General features: G+C 60.7%; 13 protein-coding genes. 12 read left to right on the forward strand and 1 reads right to left on the reverse strand.

Annotated features, from left to right (window positions below; genetic code table 11):
• Positions 1–9: 9 nt before the first annotated feature.
• The 12 genes from ROSERS_RS25225 to odhB all read left to right on the forward strand — a co-directional run bounded on the left by ROSERS_RS25225 (position 10) and on the right by odhB (position 16,341).
• A protein-coding gene (locus ROSERS_RS25225; protein WP_085979421.1) for an IS5-like element ISRfsp3 family transposase occupies positions 10–1,067 on the forward strand; the annotation gives its coding sequence in 2 pieces (ribosomal slippage) (positions 10–541 and positions 541–1,067; 1,059 coding nt in all).
• Entirely contained in the window at positions 1,067–1,702 is a 636-nt protein-coding gene (locus ROSERS_RS17470) for a hypothetical protein (RefSeq protein WP_041334007.1), read from the forward strand. The genes ROSERS_RS25225 and ROSERS_RS17470 overlap by 1 nt, the downstream gene beginning before the upstream one ends.
• Complete coding sequence (locus ROSERS_RS17475) at positions 1,699–2,145, forward strand: hypothetical protein (protein ID WP_011958091.1); 447 nt, start codon at positions 1,699–1,701, stop codon at positions 2,143–2,145. Before ROSERS_RS17470 ends, ROSERS_RS17475 begins: the two co-directional genes overlap by 4 nt.
• Positions 2,142–2,804, forward strand: coding sequence for a hypothetical protein (locus tag ROSERS_RS26505; protein ID WP_041334009.1), 663 nt, complete (start codon positions 2,142–2,144; stop codon positions 2,802–2,804). The genes ROSERS_RS17475 and ROSERS_RS26505 overlap by 4 nt, the downstream gene beginning before the upstream one ends.
• Positions 2,805–2,827: 23 nt before the next feature.
• Positions 2,828–5,203: a TIGR04083 family peptide-modifying radical SAM enzyme gene (locus ROSERS_RS24340; RefSeq protein ID WP_198136317.1), complete on the forward strand. Its 2,376-nt coding sequence runs from the start codon at positions 2,828–2,830 to the stop codon at positions 5,201–5,203.
• Positions 5,172–6,752 (forward strand): HEAT repeat domain-containing protein, encoded by a 1,581-nt coding sequence (locus ROSERS_RS17490; protein WP_157041137.1) that lies wholly within the window; start codon positions 5,172–5,174, stop codon positions 6,750–6,752. Before ROSERS_RS24340 ends, ROSERS_RS17490 begins: the two co-directional genes overlap by 32 nt.
• The gene (locus tag ROSERS_RS17495) at positions 6,749–7,348 is read left to right on the forward strand and encodes an AAA family ATPase (RefSeq protein ID WP_011958094.1); all 600 of its coding nucleotides are present in this window, start codon (positions 6,749–6,751) and stop codon (positions 7,346–7,348) included. The genes ROSERS_RS17490 and ROSERS_RS17495 overlap by 4 nt, the downstream gene beginning before the upstream one ends.
• Positions 7,345–8,940, forward strand: coding sequence for a HEAT repeat domain-containing protein (locus ROSERS_RS17500; protein ID WP_041334012.1), 1,596 nt, complete (start codon positions 7,345–7,347; stop codon positions 8,938–8,940). The genes ROSERS_RS17495 and ROSERS_RS17500 overlap by 4 nt, the downstream gene beginning before the upstream one ends.
• Before the next feature lie 204 nt (positions 8,941–9,144).
• Positions 9,145–9,612: an AAA family ATPase gene (locus ROSERS_RS17505; RefSeq protein WP_198136318.1), complete on the forward strand. Its 468-nt coding sequence runs from the start codon at positions 9,145–9,147 to the stop codon at positions 9,610–9,612.
• A 915-nt stretch (positions 9,613–10,527) separates the two neighbouring features.
• A complete protein-coding gene (locus ROSERS_RS17510) occupies positions 10,528–11,394 on the forward strand; it encodes a hypothetical protein (RefSeq protein ID WP_049767538.1) in 867 nt (288 codons plus the stop codon).
• An 876-nt stretch (positions 11,395–12,270) separates the two neighbouring features.
• A complete protein-coding gene (locus tag ROSERS_RS17515) occupies positions 12,271–15,126 on the forward strand; it encodes a 2-oxoglutarate dehydrogenase E1 component (RefSeq protein ID WP_011958096.1) in 2,856 nt (951 codons plus the stop codon).
• 12 nt (positions 15,127–15,138) lie between these two features.
• Complete coding sequence (gene odhB, locus ROSERS_RS17520) at positions 15,139–16,341, forward strand: 2-oxoglutarate dehydrogenase complex dihydrolipoyllysine-residue succinyltransferase (RefSeq protein ID WP_011958097.1); 1,203 nt, start codon at positions 15,139–15,141, stop codon at positions 16,339–16,341.
• A gap of 16 nt (positions 16,342–16,357) precedes the next feature.
• Here the strand turns inward: odhB and ROSERS_RS17525 are convergent, their stop codons facing one another.
• A complete protein-coding gene (locus ROSERS_RS17525) occupies positions 16,358–17,269 on the reverse strand; it encodes a PH domain-containing protein (RefSeq protein ID WP_011958098.1) in 912 nt (303 codons plus the stop codon).
• Positions 17,270–17,284 lie beyond the last annotated feature (15 nt).

A 17,284-nucleotide genomic window follows, 5' to 3' on the forward strand; every position in this document is an offset into this window, starting at 1 on the left:
AGAAAAACGATGTGTAAGTATCGATCCATTATCGAAAATCCGGAGAAATTACGCTCTATGACCGGACTGACCGTTGAAGAGTTCCACGCGCTGGTTCCGATCTTCCACGCCGCATTTGAAGCGTATATGAAACGTCGCACGATTGATGGCCGCGTCCGATATTGTCGTCGCTACGTCTCGTATGCAAACTCGCCGCTTCCGACAACAGAAGATAAATTGCTCTTTATTTTGACCTACTTAAAACAAAACCCAACGCAAGTGATGCACGGACACCTCTTTCAAATGAGCCAATCAAACGTAAGCAAATGGGTGCATCTTTTGCACGGAGCGCTGAACTATGCGCTTTCACAGCAAAATCTCCTGCCTGCGCGCACTGCCGACGACCTGGCGAGGCGATTGCAGGAAGAACCGTCGTGTGAAGAACCGTCGTGTGAAGAACCGTCGTGTGAAGAACCGTCGTGTGAAGAACCGTCGTGTGAAGAACCGTCGTGTGAAGAACCGTCGTGTGAAGAACCGTCGCATGCGACAAAAGCGCCCCCCTTTTTATCCATGACGGCGTAGAACGTCCCATTCGCCGTCCAAGCGACAAAGTCGACCGGGAGTTGTATTACAGCGGTAAGAAGAAACGACATACGCTTAAGAACGTTCTCATCATTGATGAGTTTGGCTCTATTCACTTTTTGAGTGACACCTACGAAGGAAGGGTCCACGATAAATGTATTGCGGATGAAGCGGGATACACCCTTCCAAACGCGAGCATTCTCTATCAAGACGCCGGATTTCAAGGATTTACCCTGCCTGGCGTCCAGATTATGCAGCCAAAGAAGAAGCCGCGCAATGGAACCCTCACGCCGCAGGAAAAGGAGGAAAACCGGCGTATCTCATCCGTTCGCGTTCGTATTGAACATGTTATCGGCGATATCAAGCGGTATCGAATCATTCACGACATTATCCGCTTCAGTTGTTCCGAATTTCGGGATATGGTCATGGAAACATGTTGCGGGCTGCATAACTTCCGAATTTGGCTGAAACGCAAAAAGCAGTCCAAAAATCAAAACGAATCTTGATGAAGTCTATAGAAGAGGAGGCCGAGAAAAAAGTTTACTTACATCGCCTAAGATCTGCCTGGTTGCTGTTTTTCTTTCTTCTCATCTCTCTTCCTTTACTGGGCGTCATAGGGTGGAGATATGCGGAGTACATCTTTCTTGCGGTAATTTTTGGTGTTCTTCTGCTGCTCTATTTTTGGTTAAAGCGGCATAAGGTGGATGTGAGTTTTGAAAATTTCTCTCTCGCCGCTGTTGCGTTCCTGTATGGCCTGTCTGTTCTGGTTAAGAAACTAGATTTGTCATCTCTTCCTCAACCTGTCTTTCAGCATAGCGGCGCTTTTGCAGGCATGTTAGGGGGAATAGTCCTGGCTTTTTATCTGGCCAAGCGATTTGCAGGGCCACCGCCCAACAAATGGGAACTTGAACATAATGCAATACTGGCGGCTGTATTTGTCAATCCAGAGTTACTCCGTGACCTTCCAAGTGAAACACGCCAGGAAATTGCTGACGAACTGCGCACTTTGCTGGAGGCATCTCCCCAGGCTTGGGAAATGCTTTCCCCTGCTCTGCGGCGGGCATTTCCAGAACTTGAACCAAAACCATCTTCCCAAAAAGCAGAAGGTAAAACTTCCAAAAAATCAGGAGGCAAAAAATGAACACACCAACCATATCCCCCCAGGAATGGGACGAAGACTCGGTAGACTTCTTTGAAGAACCCGAAGAAGGCATCATCAAGGTCGGTGACCGGCCGGTGATGGTCTATTGCCCAACCACCTATGGCGGCGGCGACATGGGGTTCTACAAAAACGAGTGGTCTATCAAAGCCATCTATGACCGCAATGGAAAACGTCGAAAGCCGGTCTTCGATGATGACTGGAAAGAAATCGCCCCTGGTATCTTTACCGCCAGTCGAAGCAGAACCGAGAGCAGCCGCTACGGGGACTGCAAACAAGCCATTCTCATCGAACGCCGCGCCTGCCCGGTCAGGGTCGTCTTCAGGTATGTCAGCGACTATAACGACTATGATGATTACGCAGGGAGTAGTGAGAGCCAGGAGACCATCGAGACCCTCTTTGAAGCCGCTGAGGAGGCAGAGTGATAGAAGCCATATTTCAAGGGTTACAAACCATATGGGCAGTAGCCTTTATCGTGATAATAGTATTAGTCTTTGCGGTGATTCCTGCCTGTCTATGGCCAGATGACGCAAGTTTTTTGGTGCTTGGCGAGATTGTAATCGTCATCGCTCTATGCCATCTCACTGGCCTGAATACAGGCGGAATGGTACTAGCCGCGCCTTTGTACGTCTTGCTGGTAGCCCTGCCGATTAATCACCTGCTCTCTGACCTGGTTAACCACTTTACTCCCTCCTCGCCTCACTCTGAGGAGAAAATGCAACAGGCGCGCGCGAAAATTCGCCAGGCCCTGGCTGATATTCGACGGCACGAAACCGAAGATGAGGGGTATTGGGGTGATTCCGACCTGCACTGGCTGGATATGGCATTGACCGAAGCAGAAGAAGCAGCCCCCGCTTCTACGTTACGGTTGTATTTGCCCGGTGTAGTTCAACTTATCGCCAGCGTTTGTCTGGCCACGAGTTTGCTCGCGGCTGTAATCGAGGGTGCAGCAAGGTGGGCAGGTTCGGAGGCTCATTTGACCTGGTGGATCATCCTTCCCCTGGCTGTTGGGCTTTTACTTCTGATTGTACCGTTTACCATCTGGTATGTCTCCCGACCCAGAAACGAAGAGGAGGAAAAATGACCTCCCTGACTTCTTCTCACCTTATGCTCCTACCCACACTGAACTGCCCGGCGCAATGCAGTTATTGCTTTGGACCGCATCAGGGCAGTCCGACCATGTCGCCTGCCACGCTGGAAGCCACGGCACGCTGGGCGCGCACGCTGGGGGATGGCGGGGAACTGCACATCACCTTCCACGGCGGTGAGCCGCTTCTGCCGGGGGTGCGCTTCTACCGCCAGGCGCTGCCGCTGCTGCGCGATGGACTCGCCCCGCGCCGCGTCCAGTTCGCCGTCCAGAGCAACCTGTGGTTCCTGACCGACGCCCTGTGCGAGGTCTTCGACGAGTACCGGGTGGACCTGGGCACCAGCCTGGACGGTCCCGAAGCCATCAATGACGCCCAGCGCGGGAGGGGCTACTTTGCACGCACGATGGAGAGCATCCGCCGCGCCCGTCAGCACGGCCTGAGCGTCGGCGCCATCTGCACCTTCACCCGTCGGTCGGCGGAGCGGGCTGATGAAATCTTTGACTTTTTCCTGCAGCAAGGACTGGGCTTCAGCATCCATGCTGCGGTTCCGCCACTGCGCCAGCCCGATGCGCCCTGGGCGCTCCCGCCCGATACCTTTGGCGATCTCTTGCTCCACCTGCTCGACCGTTACCTGAATCATCTCGACCGCATCCGCATCGGCACGCTGGACGCGATGTGCCGCAGCGTCTCCGCCGGGCAGGGTGGCATCTGCACCTTTACCGATTGCATCGGCAGGCATCTGGCGGTGGACCCCGAGGGCTGGATCACCCCCTGCCAGCGTTGGGCGGGAATGCCCCGATTCCGTCTGGGCAACGTCCACGATAACCCGTCTCTCGACGACCTGGCGCAATCGCCGGTCTGGCGGATGTGGCAGGAGCGGCAGGAACGCGTCGCCGAGACCTGCGCCGGCTGCCCGCATTGGGCGTACTGCCGCGGCGGCTGCCCCTACGATGCCCTGGCTGCCAGCGGCGGTCGCTGGGACCCGGCGCGGCGCGATCCCTACTGCGCCGCCTACCGCCGTTTCTTCGACGTGGTCACCGACCGCGCCCTGGCGGAGGTCTTTTCCGAGGAGAACCTGCAGGCGGTGGCCGAACGCGGCGTGGATCAGCGCTACGGGCTGCTGCAAAAGGGCAAACTGCTGACCTTGCTGCGCGGCGGGCCGCATCCCAGTCAGGTACTGCCGCAGGCGCGGCGGACGGTGGCGGCGGTCGCTCTGGCGATGAGCGCTTCGGCGGAAGAGGCCGTCGCCCGGCTGGACCGCCTGGGCCTGGTCACCCGTCCCGAGGTCGCGCTGGCGAGCGTGCGCGCCCTGGAGCGCAGCCTGCACACCCCGCCCGACCGCCTGGTCAACGCCTACATTCACATCACCTACGCCTGCAACCTGACCTGCGCCCACTGCTACGCCGAAGCCGGTCCGCGACGACGCGAGGCGATGCCGGTGGGGGATGTCCTGCGCCTGGCTGAAGAGGCCGCCCGTCTGGGCTTTCAGAAAGTGGTCATCACCGGCGGCGAACCGTTGATGCATCCCCAGCGCGATGCCCTGCTGGAGGGACTGGCAGCGCTGCGCCCCTTACTGCGTCCGACGCGCCTGGCGCTGCGCACCAATCTGGCTTACCCGCTCACTCCCAAACTGATTGCCGCGCTGGTCCACGCCGCCGATCAGGTCATCGTCAGCCTGGACGGGGACGAAGCCAGCCACGACGCCCGCCGCGGCGCGGGGACCTATGCCCGCACGCTCGCCAACCTGCGCCGCTTGCATGAGGCGGCGCCTGCCTTGCCGTTGATGCTCGCCGCTGTGCTGACTGCGGCGCAAGCCCAGGGTCGAGAGGGAAAAGCAGTGCGCGCCCTGGGGGAGGAACTGGGAGTGCCCGTGCGCATCCGCCCGCCGCTGCCGCTGGGACGCGCTGCCGCTCATCCGCCCGCGCTGGAATCGCACACCTCTCTGGAGGAGGACGGCGCCGAAACGATGGCTCAGCGCACCGAAATTCACGTCACCTGTGGACTTGGGATGAACGTGTACATTGCCCCCGACGGCGCCTGCTACCCGTGCTATGCCCTGCACGGCCGCGCCTTTTGCCTGGGCAACGCCATAGAGCAGGGATTGAAGGAGGTGATAGTGAGCGAACGATTTCAAGCCTTGCGCGCCAAGACGGTGGACACCACCCCGCATTGCCGCGCCTGTCCCTGGCGCTACCTGTGCGGCGGCTACTGCCGCGCCTGGCGGCAGGGCGCATCCATAGACGCCCCGCCGGGCGACTGCTCCGCTCTGCAGAAACAGGCGCAGGCGAAATTGTACGCCGCGCTGGAAGCGTTGGGCATCCCGCCCGAACGCTGGGAGGCAGCCTGCAACGACTGCCGAATATTTGACCATCAGACTGTCCGACTATCTGACTAATCAAAAGGAGGCAACCATGTTTCTCTTTGGACCGCCAAATGTGGAAAAGATGAAAGCCCGCCGCAATGTGAACGGCCTGATCAAAGCGCTGGGGTATAAGAAGGATTGGGAAGTGCGTTGGGACGCCGCCCGCGCGCTGGGAGAAATCAAAGACCCCCGCGCCGTGGAGCCACTCAGCGCCGCACTCAAGGATGAGAGATTCAGTGTGCGCCAGGCCGCCGCCGAAGCGCTGGGAAAAATCGGCAATGCCCGCGCCGTGGAGCCGCTCATCGCTGCACTCGGTGATGAAAGAAGCGATATGCGCCAGGCCGCCGCCAAAGCGCTGGGCGCGATCGGCGATGCCCGCGCCATGGAGCCGCTCATCGCCGCGCTCAAGGACAAGGATAGCGCTGTGCGCAAAGCCGCCGCCGAAGCGCTGGACCATCTGGGCTGGAAACCAGCACAAGATGAGAGCGCAGGCTGGTATTGGATGGCAAAACATGATTGGGACAAATGCGTGGCTCTCGGCGCACTGGCCGTGGAGCCGCTCATCGCTGCACTCAAGGATGAGAATAGCGATGTGCGCCAGGCCGCCGCCAAAGCGTTGGGGAAGATTGGCGACCCCCGCGCCGTGGAGCCGCTCATCGCCGCACTCAAGGATGAGAGATTCAGTGTGCGCCAGGCCGCCGCCGAAGCGCTGGGAAAAATCGGCAATGCCCGCGCCGTGAAGCCGCTCATCGCCGCGCTCAAGGACAAGGATAGCGCTGTGCGCAAAGCCGCCGCCAAAGCGCTGGGCGCGATCGGCGATGCCCGCGCCATGGAGCCGCTCATCGCCGCGCTCAAGGACAAGGATAGCGCTGTGCGCAAAGCCGCCGCCAAAGCGCTGGACCATCTGGGCTGGAAACCAGCACAAGATGAGAGCGCAGGCTGGTATTGGATGGCAAAACGTGATTGGGACAAATGCGTGGCTCTCGGCGCACTGGCCGTGGAGCCGCTCATCGCTGCACTCAAGGATGAGAATAGCGATGTGCGCCAGGCCGCCGCCAAAGCGTTGGGGAAGATTGGCGACCCCCGCGCCGTGGAGCCGCTCATCGCCGCGCTCAAGGACAAGGATAGCGATGTGCGCCGGGCCGCCGCCGAAGCGTTGGGGAAGATTGGCGACCCCCGCGCCGTGGAGCCGCTCATCGCCGCACATCAGAATTGGTGGGTGGGCGCAGCCGCCGCCTGTGCGTTGGGAGAAATCAAAGACCCCCGCGCCGTGGAGCCGCTCATCGCCGCGCTCAAGGACGAGGACGTGAATGTGCGCTGGCCCGCCGCCCGTGCGTTGGGAGAAATCAAAGACCCCCGCGCCGTGGAGCCGCTCATCGCCGCGCTCAAGGACGAGGAATTGCATGTGCGCTGGGCCGCCGCTGAAGCACTGGTTTCCCTCTATCGTAATGCATCCTTATCGGAGACAGCGAAGCAGACAATACTGGCATATCGCAGTAAGATAACTTCACCACACAGTGATGGGTCATCTTGTGGCGGTCATGATGACAATGGTGGCATCGGCGTGGATTTTCCCTTATGAGCCTGCGCTTCATCGTTCTCACGGGCGGGCCAGGCGGCGGCAAAACCACGTTGGTCGAGGAACTGCTCCGCGACCCTGTCTGGCGCAGTCGGGTCGTCGCCCTGCCGGAGGCCATTTCGCTCACGCGGGGGCTGGGTGTCTCGCCCGCCGAGCCGCGCTTTCAGCGGCTGATGGTTGCCCTGCAAATGGCGCTGGAGAACGCCCTGCGCCGCGCCCTGGGCGATGGTCCGCCGCGCCTGGTACTGTGTCATCGCGGCAGTCTGGATCCGCTGGCCTACTGGCTGGCGCGCGGCTGGGCAGAAGAGGAGTTCTTTGTCTATACTGCCACCACCCGCCAGGAACACTACGCCCGCTACGATGCCGTCATCCATCTGGTCACCGCAGCGGAGGGCGCGCTGCACGCCTATCGGCGCTATCCCGCAGCGCATCGTCCCGAAACGCCCGAGGAGGCGGTGCATCTGGACGGTCTCCTGCGGCGCGTCTGGGGCGGGCATCCGCGCGATGTGTTGATTGACAATGCCGGGCGGGACTGGCCTGCCAAGTCCGCGGCGGCGCGGCAGGCGCTGGAGCAGTGCTGGCAGGAGGCGTTCGAGTGAAAAAAAAAGTGGAAGAAATGAAAAGTCAACGAGATGTGCAAGCGCTAATCGAAGTACTGGGACATGCAAAAGATGAGCAAGTGCGCCAGGCTGCGCTTGAAGCGCTGATCGAGATTGCGCTCTCCCTGGCTGCCGAAAAGGAAGCCAGAGAAATCGAAGATTTTTTTCAGCGATTGCTTCAGGCAGGCACGCCAGGCGAGGCATCCCCCCAAACGCCGCCTGAGGACGAAAACGCGGCGCGATACCAGGCCGCCATCCAGGCGCTGGGAGAAATCGGGGCAACTGCCATTGCGCAACTCCTCAGCGCACTGAAGAATCCACAAAAGCGTCGTTACGCCGCCCAAATCCTGGAGCAAATCGGCTGGCAGCCTGGGCTGGATGAAAACGGCGCTCTGTATTGGATCGCAAAAGGCGAATGGGATAGATGCGCCGCGCTCGGTGGGATTGCCATAGCGCCGCTGTTACTCGTCCTTCAGGAACAGGACAACGAAACGCGCCGGGCTGCTGCCCATGTCTTGGGACAAATCGGCGATGCCCGCGCCGTAGAGCCGCTCCTTGATTTACTCGTGGATCAGGACCCAAAGGTGCGCCGGGCAGCCATCGAAGCCATTGGCCGGATTGGCGATCCCCACACCGTTGAGGCGCTTGAACTGGCGCTCCAGGACAGGGAGGGGAGCGTACGCCTGGCGGCGACGAGAGCCTTGGGGCAAATTGGCAGCCCGCGCGCGGTGGAAGCGCTGATCGCTACCTTGCAGGGCAGGTTCGCGCATAGACTTCTTCTGGAAGAACTGGACAAGATGAAATCGGAAGATGCTCACCAGATTGCGGCGCTTCTCAGCTCTTGGGATGAAAACAGCGCGCCTGTGCATCTTCTTCTCCAACAAGCGCTGAAAGCAGCCAGCCATCCGTTTGTCGTCTATTTGCTTACCACAATCCTGACCGAATGGAAGAACGAGCGTGCTTCTGCTATAGAGGCGCTGGGGCGAATTGGCGATTCCCGCGCCGTGGAACCGCTCATCGCTGCGCTCAAGGACGAGGACGTGAATGTGCGCTGGCCCGCCGCCCGTGCGTTGGGAGAAATCAAAGACACCCGCGCCATCAAGCCGCTCATCGCCGCGCTCAAGGATTGGCATAGCAATGTGCGCAAAGCCGCCGCCAAAGCGCTGGTCAAAATCGGCACACCAGCCGTGGAGCTGCTCATCGCCGCGCTCAGGGACGAGGACGAGAGGGTGCGCCAGGCCGCCGCCGAAGCGCTGGATCATCTGGGCTGGAAACCTGCCCGAGACGAAAATGCAGCGTGGTATTGGGCAACCAAGGGTAAGTGGAACGCGTGCGTGGATATCGGCGCACCTGCTGTGCAGCCACTTATTACAAGCCTGCGCACAAATGACCCCTACATGCGTAGAGACGTGGCGCAGGCATTGGTAAGACTGTATCAAAAGGCCGGTATTTCTCAAGAGGACCGAGAGCAAATTTTGGCAGTTCGTGACCGCTTGATACGTATTCATGATGACCAACCCCATATAGATCGATCTAGGGATTGCTCTAGACCACATACTGATACAGAGCTGGGCGTGGAATTCCCCTTATGACCCTGCGCTTCGTCGTTCTCACGGGCGGGCCGGGCGGCGGCAAGACCGCGCTGGTTGAAGAACTGCTTCACGAGCCTGTCTGGCGCCGTCGAGCCGCCGCTCTGCCAGAGGCTATCTCGCCCACGCGGGGGCTGGGCGTCTCGCCTGCTGAAGGGGCGTATTGGCGATGCGCCCTTACTCCAGCGCCTGATGGTTGCCCTGCAAATGGCTCTGGAGGACGCCCTGCGCCGCGCCCTGTGCGATGGCCCGCCACGGCTGGCGCTGTGTCAGCGCGGCAGTCTGGATCCGCTGGCGTACTGGCTGGCGCGCGGCTGGGCAGAGGAGTTCTTTGCCTGCACCGCCACCACCCGCCAGGAATACTACGCCCGCTACGCTGTCGTTATCCATCTGGTCACCGCGGCGGAGGGCGCGTTGCGTGCTTATCGGCGCTACCCCGCAGCGCACCGCGGCGAAACGCCCGAGGAGGCAGTGCATCTGAATCATCTCCTGCGGCGCGTTTGGGGCGGGCATCCGCTGCACCCGTCAGCACAGCCCGAGCGTCAACATCATCCGCACCTTACCTGCCAGTCGATGAAGCAGTCATTGGAGTTTACCTTTTTCGTCGGTGTAGGAATTTTCTACAATACTATCGTCATTGTAGCGTATGGCTCATTTCCTGGGTGCGTAAGGTGAGTTAAGAATTACAGCAGTTTCAGATACGTTGACCATGGTTCCTATCCGTCGTGTCGTGCGAGGTGCCCGCTTCCGGCGAAGTGTAGACCGAAATTCATTTCGGTCGCCGCGTGGGGCGCGCGACTCCGGGAATGTTCAACCCCGTCCATTGGGTTCAACCTTTGTGAGAACTGCTATAAATTCTCAATCTTCATCAGCCCTCGCTGAGGTCGTGGAAGCCCCTGCGGGGCGAAATAGTATGGCCCGCGGTCGAGCACCACGGGTTGTGACGCGCCGAGTCGCCCCGGTCTTGCGCCGCGCAAGCAGGTCGGCCGTAGCACGATGTTGGGTCACCCCGTCTGGCACGGCTTTCCAGGTCTCAACAACGTGACCCGCGTTTCGCGAGCGCAGGTGAAGGATGTCTAGATTGAGAACGGTAAGCGAGACCTGCCCGACAACTTGAACGGGTGTTCTTCATTGACGCGGGTTGCACACGAACTTCACGCAAGCACAATCGTAATAAACTCCGTTGTTATTGTTATTATGGTTACTATTATTGTTATACTGTTTGCTATCTATATAAGGAGCCTTGACATTACTAATGCTGGCGGATATAATTAGAGACTTCTTCTTCACCACAAATGAACACTTATCTGCCTTGAACAGGCAGGTAGGTTGCGTTTGTTGGTAGATTAGATTTCCTTTTGTTAAGTAATAGAATATTTGCATAGCCTCCGCAACAAGTTTCACGCTGTCTGCCGTGTTACAGACTTCGTGAAAGCTCTGGATTGAGGCTTTGACACCGGATATCACTGCATCGCCAGGGTTATTCTGCCAGCCTTGCGTTTTGGTGTGTCAGCACGCGGGCGGAGGATGCCATGGCGTGCGTGGTAGCGTTTGGTCGTTTTAGTTATCGTTTTGAAAGGAGTGCAGGCTGTGAGCGAGGAGCAGCGGAACGAGGAAGTGGCGGAAGGCGCAGTCGAAGCGGCAGCCGAGGCGACGGGCGAGCCGGTGGCGGCAATGGCGACGGAGGGCGAAGTCGAGGCGGCGACTGAGCCAGCAGTGGGCGAAGCGGCAGCCGTGGCTGAGGCGGGCGAAGCGGCAGCCGAGGCGACGGGCGAGCCGATGGCGGCAATGGCGACGGAGGGCGAGGTCGAAGCGGCGACTGAGCCAGCGGCGGGCGAAGCGGCAGCCGAGGCGACGGGCGAGCCGATGGCGGCAATGGCGACGGAGGGCGAGGTCGAAGCGGCGACTGAGCCAGCGGCGGGCGAAGCGGCAGCCGAGGCGACGGGCGAGCCGGTGGCGGCAATGGCGACGGGCGAGCCGGTGGCGGCAATGGCGACGGAGGGCGAGGTCGAAGCGGCGACTGAGCCAGCGGCGGAAGAAGCAGTGGCCGTGGCTGAGGCGGGCGAAGCGGCAGCCGAGGCGACGGGCGAGCCGGTGGCGGCAATGGCGACGGAGGGCGAGGTCGAAGCGGCGACTGAGCCAGCGGCGGGCGAAGCGGCAGCCGAGGCGACGGGCGAGCCGGTGGCGGCAATGGCGACGGAAGGCGAGGTCGAGGCGGCGACCGAGCCAGCGGCGGGCGAAGCGGCAGCCGAGGCGACGGGCGAGCCGGTGGCGGCAATGGCGACGGAAGGCGAGGTCGAGGCGGCGACCGAGCCAGCGGCGGGCGAAGCGGCAGCCGAGGCGACGGGCGAGCCGGTGGCGGCAATGGCGACGGAGGGCGAGGTCGAAGCGGCGACTGAGCCAGCGGCGGAGGAAGCGGCGGCCGTGGCTGAGGCGGGCGAAGCGGCAGCCGAGTAGCGGGGCGCTGGCGATATAACTGACCGGTTAGCTGAGTTGCAGCAAGGCATCTCCTTCTAGCATGCCTCGAGAACCACCTTGCTGCGACTCAGCACGGAGTCACAACAGCATTCCAGGAAAATCTCTGCCAGGGTGAAACTGAGGATCAGGAGAGCAGTCCAACAGTTTGCACCTGCAGCGAGCCTGGCACAGCGCGGCAAAGCCGTCGGGTGCAGGCGTGTGTTGGACATACTGACAGAACAGCAGGCTTGCCAAACAGTAGTACAGCATACCGTCCTGCCTGGCAACGAACATCGCGGCTCGTGGGCGGGAAGCCTGCCTGCGTGGGCTTTGCAGCAATGAAAGAATGGCAACACGTACCCAAAGCGTTGAAAGATGCGTGAAAATCCCGATAATGTCTTTTTGGGGTAACAAGCATTAGCACCCTCAATATCTCACAGGAACCAAATCCGAATTCATTGTTCGGACAGGCTCTCAGCCCCCTGTCAGCAGTTTCGTTCGGGATAAATCCCTTATCATTCCGCATCGGGCTTATGGTTGTTGAGTAATTACTCCGCTCTCGCCCGCGCAGGCGGGCTTTGCCTTGCATAGCCGAGGGCTTTAGCCCCACGGCTAGTTCGGTATAGCGGATTTAATTCTCAATCTTCATGAGCCCCACAGCCAGTTCGGCATACCGGATTTAATGATCAATATGAGCCCCACGGTCAGTCCGGCATCAATGCTCAATCTTCATCAGCCCTTGCCGAGGTCGTGGAAGCCCCTGCGGGGCTGGATAACGTGGCGCGAGCTTCCATGCCGCGCGGCAGAGCTTTTGCCCACCGTACCGACTCACGAGTGCTATAATGGGTGCGAAAAAGAACAAAGAACAGGTGCTGCATGCCTTCAGATACACGTTTTCACGGCCCGAACGCCGGGTATGTGATCGAACTCTACGAACGGTATCGCACCGATCCCGCATCGGTCGATCCGGAAACGCGCGCCTTCTTTGCGCAGTGGTCGCCGGAAGAGGCGTTGCCGACAGCGACGCCTGCCCCCGCAATCCCTGTGACCATCGACCTTTCGACGACGCCGGACATTGACATGTCCAAAGCGCACATTGGACCAACATCGCCAATCGATGTCACCCATACCGTCGCTGCCGCCCGTCTCATTCGCTATATCCGCGAACTGGGGCATCTGGCGGCGCGGATCGATCCGCTTGGCCGCGATCCTCCCGGCGATCCAGGTCTCGATGCCGCGATCCACGATGTCAACGATGCTGACCTGGCGCTCCTGCCCGCCCATATTGTGCGTGGACCGCTGGCGGCAGAGTCGCGCAATGCGCTCGAAGGGGTTCAGAAACTGCGCTCCGTCTACTGCGGCACAATCGGCTACGAAACGGATCACGTGCAGGTTTTCGAGGAGCGCGCCTGGATTCGTGAAGCGGTCGAGAGTCGCCGGTTTTTCTACGGCTTCGATGCCGTGCGCAAACGTGAATTACTCGAGCGTCTGACCGAAGCCGAAACCTTCGAGCGGTATCTGCACCAGACCTTCGTCGGGCAGAAACGGTTTTCGATCGAAGGATGCGACATGCTGATCCCAATGCTCGACTCGATCATTCGCAATGCGGCGACCGGCGGGGTGCACGAGGTGGTGATCGGCATGGCGCACCGCGGGCGATTGAACGTCCTGGCGCACATTCTCGGCAAACCATACAGCGCCATTCTCAGCGAGTTTTTGCTGGCGGGGCGTGATGCAGCGCTTTCGCCGGAAGGACGCGGCGCGCCTGGCTGGGTTGGCGATGTGAAATACCACCTCGGCGCCCGCCGTGCATTCCGCGAAGCAGGGATCGAGCAGATGCCGATCACTCTGGCGCCCAACCCCAGCCATCTGGAGTTCGTCAATCCGGTTGTCGCCGGGCGCGCGCGCGCCGCCCAGGAAACATGCGATCAGGCTGGCGCGCCGCTTCAGAACAGGCACGCCTCGCTTCCGATCCTCATCCACGGCGATGCTGCGTTTCCGGGGCAGGGGATCGTCGCCGAGACGCTCAACCTCTCCAACCTCGCCGGATACAGCACCGGCGGAACCATTCACATTATCGTCAATAATCAGATCGGGTTCACCACATCGCCGCACGAGGGACGCTCGACCCTGTACGCCAGCGACCTGGCGAAGGGGTTTGAAATCCCAATTGTGCACGTCAACGCCGATGATGTCGAAGGGTGTATTGCGGTTGCGCGCATGGCATACGCCTATCGCGAACGGTTCGGCAAAGACTTTCTGATCGACCTGGTCGGCTATCGCCGCTGGGGGCATAACGAGGGCGATGAACCGGCATTTACGCAACCACGCATGTATGCCATCATTGCCCGCCATCCGACCGTCCGCGAGCAATGGGCGTCGAAACTGATCGCCGAAGGAGTGGTGTCTGCTACCGAAGCGGAGGAGATGGTCAGGAAGGTGTGGGACAGGTTGCAACAGGCGCGCAGCGACGCCGAAGCCCACCCGCACTTTGAGGAGCCGCCGCCGTTGCCGCCGCCCGGTATTGCGCGTCGTACCCACACCGCCGTGTCAGCAGAACGGTTGACGGCGCTCAATGAGGCGTTGCTCCAGTGGCCCCCCGGCTTCCGTGTCCATCCGCGCCTGGAACGGATGCTGGAACGACGGCGCACTGCGCTCCATATGCCAGGCGCTATCGATTGGGCGCACGCCGAGGCGCTGGCGTTTGCATCACTGCTGGAAGAGGGAATTCCGATCCGCCTGACCGGGCAGGATGTCGAGCGTGGCACGTTCAGCCAGCGCCACCTGGTGCTGCACGATGTGCAAACCGATGAACGCTGGTGTGCGCTTCAGGCGCTGCCACAGGCGCACGCCTCATTTGCAGTCTACAACAGTCCGCTCTCCGAGGCTGCCGCGCTGGGGTTCGAGTTTGGCTATTCGGCGCATAATCCGCGTGCGCTCGTCATCTGGGAGGCGCAGTTTGGCGACTTTGCCAATGGGGCGCAGGTTATTATCGACCAGTTTATCGTGTCGGCGCGCAAGAAGTGGGGACAAACGCCAGCGCTGGTTATGCTGTTGCCCCACGGCTACGAAGGGCAGGGCCCGGAACATTCCAGCGCGCGTCTCGAACGCTTTTTGCAACTCGCTGCCGAAGACAACATTCGCGTGGCGAACTGTACGACGGCAGCGCAGTATTTCCACCTGCTGCGACGTCAGGCGCTGCTGCTGAATACTGACCCGCGCCCGCTGATCATCATGACGCCCAAGAGTCTGCTGCGCCACCCGCGTGCTGGCTCGTCGCTGCACGACCTCAGTGAGGGGCGTTTCCAGCGTGTGATCGACGATCCGCAGGCGCGCGAACGTCCTGCCGATGTGGCGCGCCTGGTGCTCTGCTCCGGCAAAATCTACGTCGATCTGCTCAGCGCCAACGATACGCCGCTGACAAACGGCGTCGCCGTGGTGCGTCTCGAAGAGTTGTACTCCTTCCCCGTGGACGAATTGCGTGCAGTGCTGCAAGGCTATCCTCACCTTCAGGAAGTCGTCTGGTTGCAGGAGGAACCGGAAAACATGGGAGCGTGGCGCTACGTCGCGCCACGCCTGCGCGAACTGATCGGTCCCGATATGACTCTCAGTTATGTCGGGCGTGCTGAGTCGGCGAGCCCATCGGAAGGGTCGCTGGCATTGCACCTGATCGAACAGCAACGGTTAATCGCCGAAGCGCTGCGCGCGCCAGCTGTCGAAAAGTATCGATAACACGAGGAGTCTATGGCTGTCGAAATCAAGGTCCCGACCCTGGGCGAGTCGATTGTCGAGGCGACGGTCGGGGCATGGCACAAACACGAGGGCGATCCAGTTACTGCGGGTGAGGTGCTGGTCGAACTTGAAACCGACAAGGTGACGGTCGAAGTGACCGCATCCGGCTCTGGTATTCTGAGTCGTATCCTCAAGCCGGATGGCGCCACGGTGACCATCGGCGAACTGTTGGGGGTGATCGCGGAGAAGGTGGAAGAACCGGCTATGCCGCTCCACGACGGTGCTGGCGCCAGAGTGACGGCGACGCCGGTCGCCCGTCGCCTCGCCGAAACGCACGGCGTCGATATTGCCGCAATTCCCGGCAGTGGTCCCGGCGGTCGGGTGACGAAAGATGATGTGATCCGCCACGGCGCTGGCTCGCCAGCGCCGCTTCCGACGGAGGCAGTTCCGGCGGTCACACCCCACACGCCCGCGCTCACGCCCGCTACGCAACCGGCGCCGGTTCCCGACGACGGACGACGCGAAGAGCGCATCCGCATGACCCGCCGCCGCCAGACGATTGCCGCCCGACTCGTCGAGGCGCAGCGCACCGCGGCGATGCTCACAACGTTCAACGAGATCGATATGAGCGCCGTGATCGATCTGCGCAAACGGCATCGCGAATCGTTCCGTGAGCGCCACGGCGTCGGTCTCGGTTTCATGTCGTTCTTCACGAAAGCGGTGATCGGCGCGTTGAAAGCCTTCCCGCTTCTCAACGCCGAGATTCGCGGTGACGAGATTATCGTCAAGCATTACTACGACATCGGCATCGCCGTCAGCACCGACGAAGGGCTGGTTGTGCCGGTGCTGCGCAACGCAGACCGCCTCAGTTTCGCAGAAATCGAGCGCAGCATCGAAGAACTGGCGCACCGCGCCCGCGAGTCGAAACTCACGATTGCCGACCTGCAAGGCGGCACGTTCACCATCACCAATGGCGGCATCTTCGGCTCACTGATGTCCACACCGATTCTCAACGCGCCGCAGGTTGGCATTCTCGGCATGCACAAGATTCAGGAACGTCCGGTGGCGCTCAACGGGCAGGTCGTCATCCGTCCAATGATGTATGTCGCCCTCTCCTACGATCATCGCATCATCGACGGACGTGAGGCGGTATCGTTCCTGGTGCGGGTCAAGGAACTGGTGGAAGACCCGGAGCGATTGTTGCTGGAGGGATGAGGGGGCGCCGTCGCGCTCACCACAGGATCTGCGCGATTGCGACCAGGAACAGGAGTTGCACAATCACCGAGGCGCCCTGGAGCAGGCGGGCGCCCGGCGGCAGATTCCGATACAATCTCATCCCAACCGCAGTGTTGAACAGGCTGAGACCGAGCGCCGCCAGCGGCAGAAACAGCACCTGATGACGCGGACGCAACTCAGCGACCTCGCCGGTTGCATCGAAGCGCATCTCGACGGCAGGAGCGAGTGATGGGTAGGCGGCAGCGATCATCGCCAGCGCCAGCAGGTTGATCACCAGCGCTGCCACAATCAGTCCCAACACTGTTCCGTCGCGCCAGAATGCGTAGTGGAACACCCGACTGTACTCGATCGCCGGTTGGAGCGCTTTGGTTGCCCCCAGACTCCGGCGCTGCTCAAGGTCCTGGACAAACGCCTCTGGATCTTCAGGCGACACGGCATAGGCGGCATCGGCGGTATAGATAATCAGGCATGCATCGGGCGGTTGTGTCGCATACAGATGCAGCGGCTTGTCACCCGCGAATGCACTTCCCCAGTAAGTTCCAACCCGCTGGAAGATGCCAAACGGCAAAAAGACCGGACCGGCGCCCACATCGATCGTCACCACCTGATCGAGCGGAACGATCGCCTGATTGCCCGCCCAGCGGATGTACAGCCCATTGCGGTCGATGGCGTAGGTCAGCGTCAGCGCGGCGATGAGGCGGTAGGCGAACCACGCTGCCGCCAACAGGCTGATGATCAGCAGCAGCAGCAAGCCAAAAGCGCCAATATCGATCTGCCACTGATCAGGAGCGCCGGAGAGACGACGAATCAGCCCGACAACAGCCAGAGTGACGCCGCCAAGGGCGAGGATCAACAGACCGAGCGCAACCCATCGCCCCTGAGTGGACTGTGGTTTCCAACGTCTCATGGTTGTCTATGCCAC

The organism is Roseiflexus sp. RS-1 (assembly GCF_000016665.1).
Taxonomy (GTDB): domain Bacteria; phylum Chloroflexota; class Chloroflexia; order Chloroflexales; family Roseiflexaceae; genus Roseiflexus.